4 protein-coding genes are annotated in these 3,200 nt (G+C 45.0%); 3 read left to right on the top strand and 1 reads right to left on the bottom strand.

What is annotated here, in order from left to right:
* Positions 1-913 precede the first annotated feature (913 nt).
* The 3 genes from BGX12_RS15065 (at position 914) to BGX12_RS15055 (ending at position 2,875) form a co-directional block, all read left to right on the top strand.
* Positions 914-1,732: a DUF6261 family protein gene (locus BGX12_RS15065; RefSeq protein ID WP_139258168.1), complete on the top strand. Its 819-nt coding sequence runs from the start codon at positions 914-916 to the stop codon at positions 1,730-1,732.
* A gap of 167 nt (positions 1,733-1,899) precedes the next feature.
* Complete coding sequence (locus BGX12_RS15060) at positions 1,900-2,217, top strand: hypothetical protein (RefSeq protein ID WP_109736838.1); 318 nt, start codon at positions 1,900-1,902, stop codon at positions 2,215-2,217.
* Positions 2,195-2,875 (top strand): GSU2403 family nucleotidyltransferase fold protein, encoded by a 681-nt coding sequence (locus BGX12_RS15055; protein WP_109736837.1) that lies wholly within the window; start codon positions 2,195-2,197, stop codon positions 2,873-2,875. Before BGX12_RS15060 ends, BGX12_RS15055 begins: the two co-directional genes overlap by 23 nt.
* A gap of 109 nt (positions 2,876-2,984) precedes the next feature.
* Here the strand turns inward: BGX12_RS15055 and BGX12_RS15050 are convergent, their stop codons facing one another.
* Complete coding sequence (locus tag BGX12_RS15050) at positions 2,985-3,173, bottom strand: hypothetical protein (RefSeq protein ID WP_109736836.1); 189 nt, start codon at positions 3,171-3,173, stop codon at positions 2,985-2,987.
* Positions 3,174-3,200: the final 27 nt, after the last annotated feature.

Here is a 3,200-nt window from a genome sequence, read left to right as displayed (position 1 = left end):
ATTAAATTTTAGAAAATAGCCCATTTTTTGTTTAATTTAGGCGAAAGTCAACAAAAAAGGGTGGCGAAGCCACCCACACATGTTGATGAAGAGCCTAAATTTTCCTTACTTTTTTCCTAATTTTCAAAAAAGATAGAAAATACGCACAAATTTACAATAGCACAAAGGTCCTAAACAAAAGCTATTCATCCCCAGATAGACGTAGCATCTCCACGGATTGAGGAACTTGCTTCTTCACATAGACAAAGCATCTCCACGAATTGAGGAACTTGCTTCTTCACGTAGACAAAGCATCTTCACGGATTGAGGAACTTGCTTCTTCACATAGACAAAGCATCTCCACGGATTGAGGAACTTGCTTCTTCACATAGACGTAGCATCTCCACGGATTGAGGAACTTGCTTCTTCACATAGACATAGCATCTCCACGGATTGAGGAACTTGCTTCTTCACATAGACATAGCATCTCCACGAACTGAGGAACTTGCTTCTTCACATAGACGTAGCATCTCCACGAATTGAGGAACTTGCTTCTTCACATAGACAAAGCATCTCCACGGATTGAGGAACTTGCTTCTTCACATAGACAAAGCATCTCTACAGGTTCGTAGAGCAGCTTCTTCACCGAAAACAAGCTCCTTGCAAGTTTTTTTGAGGGCAATCGATTCCAAATGGGAATATTTTCTTTTATAAAAAACGGCCTGCAAGCCCCGAAAAATCGGCGATTTTAGAAAAAATTTGCGTGGTGCAAAATGGTTGCATCCTTTTTAGAAAATCTTCATTTACATACAAACTTTGTATAGATTTTTAAACTTTTCTTTAGCGGCGGACCCTTGTAGTTTAGTGATCAATGAGCCGGGAATTGCTCGGACAGATTGACCTAAACATCAACACTCTTTACGAGGGTACCTATATGAAAAACGTTAACGCAATCAACTTCAACCGCATCACCAACGACGGCTTCATCGGTTTCCACAACAACGTGGCAACGGCAGCCGCATCCATCAACCTCAAGGATGTCCGTTCCCAGCTGGACGCATACAAGGCAACCATCGGCAAGTTCTCCGACTACACCACCAGTGTGGCGGAGGCCGCGGCAAAGAAGGGCGCATCGGAACAGGATTCCAAGCGCACCATCGCATTCCGCAATTTCCGTGGAACGGTAAAGGTTCTCACAGGCTCCCTGGACCAGCAGCGTTCCGCCCTGGCCAAGGAAATCTGGGAATATGTAAAGGGCTACGGCAATGCAGGTTCCGTTGACCAGAAGAGCCTCACCGGCATCATCGAATCGGTCATTGCTAACGTCCAGGCGGTTATTGGCAAGGAAGAATATGCCGGGGCCCTGGCCGGGAGCGAACTGGAGCTTGCCTTCAACGCCCTGAAGGAGGTGCAAGGCGCATTCGCCGAAGCCAACCAGACCCGCGCCGAGGAACGCCGCATCCGCGAGGAGACCACCAGCAAGAATCTCCGCAACGATTGCATCAGCGCCTTCCGCCAGCTGATTAACTTCGCGCAGTACAACGCGGCCACCAAGGGTGACGAAAGTTGCACGGCCTTCATCGACAAGGTGAACGTATTCATCGCCAACAGCCGTTCCCTCTACAAGGCTCGCGCAAAGGCCCGTGCAAAGGCCCGCGAAGGAGCCACCCCGGAACCCCGTGACGCTGCCGCCCTCGCGCTCCCGGTAAACGCCGCCGCAGGCGTTGCCGAAGGGAGGATTAATGCCGCATAGCAGCTACATAGAATACCGATTGCGCATCGCGCATACAAAGACACCCTGCCGACGCAGGGTGTTTTTTTATTTCATCGGGAGATTTTACCCTACAAAACTCAATTTTCAAGCACTTGTAGGGCAACTCTACCCTACAACCGTCAAATATTTTTATATTGTAGGGTAAGATGAGCGTTGTGAAAGGAATATTGCTAGAAGAACTCGATCGCTTGGAAAAACTTCAGGCGAAGTATGCCTCCGAACAAGCAAAACTCCCCTCATGTTCTCTTCGAAGAAAAAAAATAGGCAAGCAGGTATATCTTTACCATGTATCCCGCCAAAACGGGAAAGTTGTTACCAAATACCTCTGCAAAAGCGTCGATCCGCAAGCCGCGCAATTTGAAGAACAAGATGCAAGACGAAGAGAGCTAAAGGCAAAATTAAAGAAATTGCAAAAAGACATTGAAGAAGTAGGACGAAGCCTTGGAAAAGTCAGCAGAAACTAGTTTTGAAGAAATTCTCCACCAGCTAGAACAAGCCGGTGCATTACGAAGACTCATCCTTGTCGGTAGCTGGTGCCTACTGGTGTACAAACACATCTATAACGATGCTCCCGAAATCCCTGCGCTAAGAACAACCGACCTGGATTTTCTCATCAGGGAGCCGAAGGTCAATATTCCGCGAATCGATGTCCCTAGCATTTTGGAAAATCTCGGTTTCACGGCTCTTAATGACATAGGATCAGGTCTAACAAAGTATGAACGAGAAGATTTGGAAATAGAATTTCTGATAGCCCAAATGAGGGGTGGCGACAGCGTTGTCAAAGTTCCCCATTTGACCGTTTCTGCACAAATGCTGCGCTACATGGAAATCGCAAACGGTTATTCCAAGCCAGTCAACTACAAAGGGATTACTTTGAGTGTTCCAGAGATTTCGGCATTCGTTTTACACAAAATCCTAATCCAGCCTTTAAGAAATAACGAAGCCAAGAAAGAAAAAGACGCAGCAACAATCAACTCCCTGTGCGAGTTACTAGCTGGCCAAGAAAATCTGCGGACAAGAACTGTAGAGATATTTGAAAAGTTCCCCAAAACCTGGAGAAACAAGATCCTTTCCGAATCAAAAGAAAAGTACCCCGACATGGTCAGGATACTTGGAGTTTGATTTTTTCATTAATCTAGCTAGCAATCTATCTTAGAAAAATACTTTGTTTTCAAACATCGTTGCAAATCAGGAGTTTGCTTTATCATAACAAAAAACTGACAGATTTAACTTAGAAGCATTTTTTTGCATTGAAAACCAAATCAAATGAATCTAAACCAATATCAAGGCTAAATTCCCTCTTTTTTACAACGCCTTTGGACACTAAATTTTCATAGTTTTCAGAAAAAATTGGCTCTTCATCAACATGTGTGGGTGGCTTCGCCACCCTTTTTTGTTGACTTTCGCCTAAATTAAACAAAAAATGGGCTATTTTCTAAAATTTAAT

Origin of the sequence: Fibrobacter sp. UWR4 (assembly GCF_003149045.1) — a bacterium.
Classification (GTDB): Bacteria; Fibrobacterota; Fibrobacteria; order Fibrobacterales; family Fibrobacteraceae; genus Fibrobacter.
Note: the sequence above shows the minus strand (reverse complement) of the source record. Positions and strands in the feature narration are given on the sequence as shown.

Coding starts and splice junctions, on each gene's coding strand:
- BGX12_RS15065 (WP_139258168.1), top strand. CDS start 914: ATGAAAAACGTTAACGCAATCAACTTCAACCGCATCACCAACGACGGC.
- BGX12_RS15060 (WP_109736838.1), top strand. CDS start 1,900: ATGAGCGTTGTGAAAGGAATATTGCTAGAAGAACTCGATCGCTTGGAA.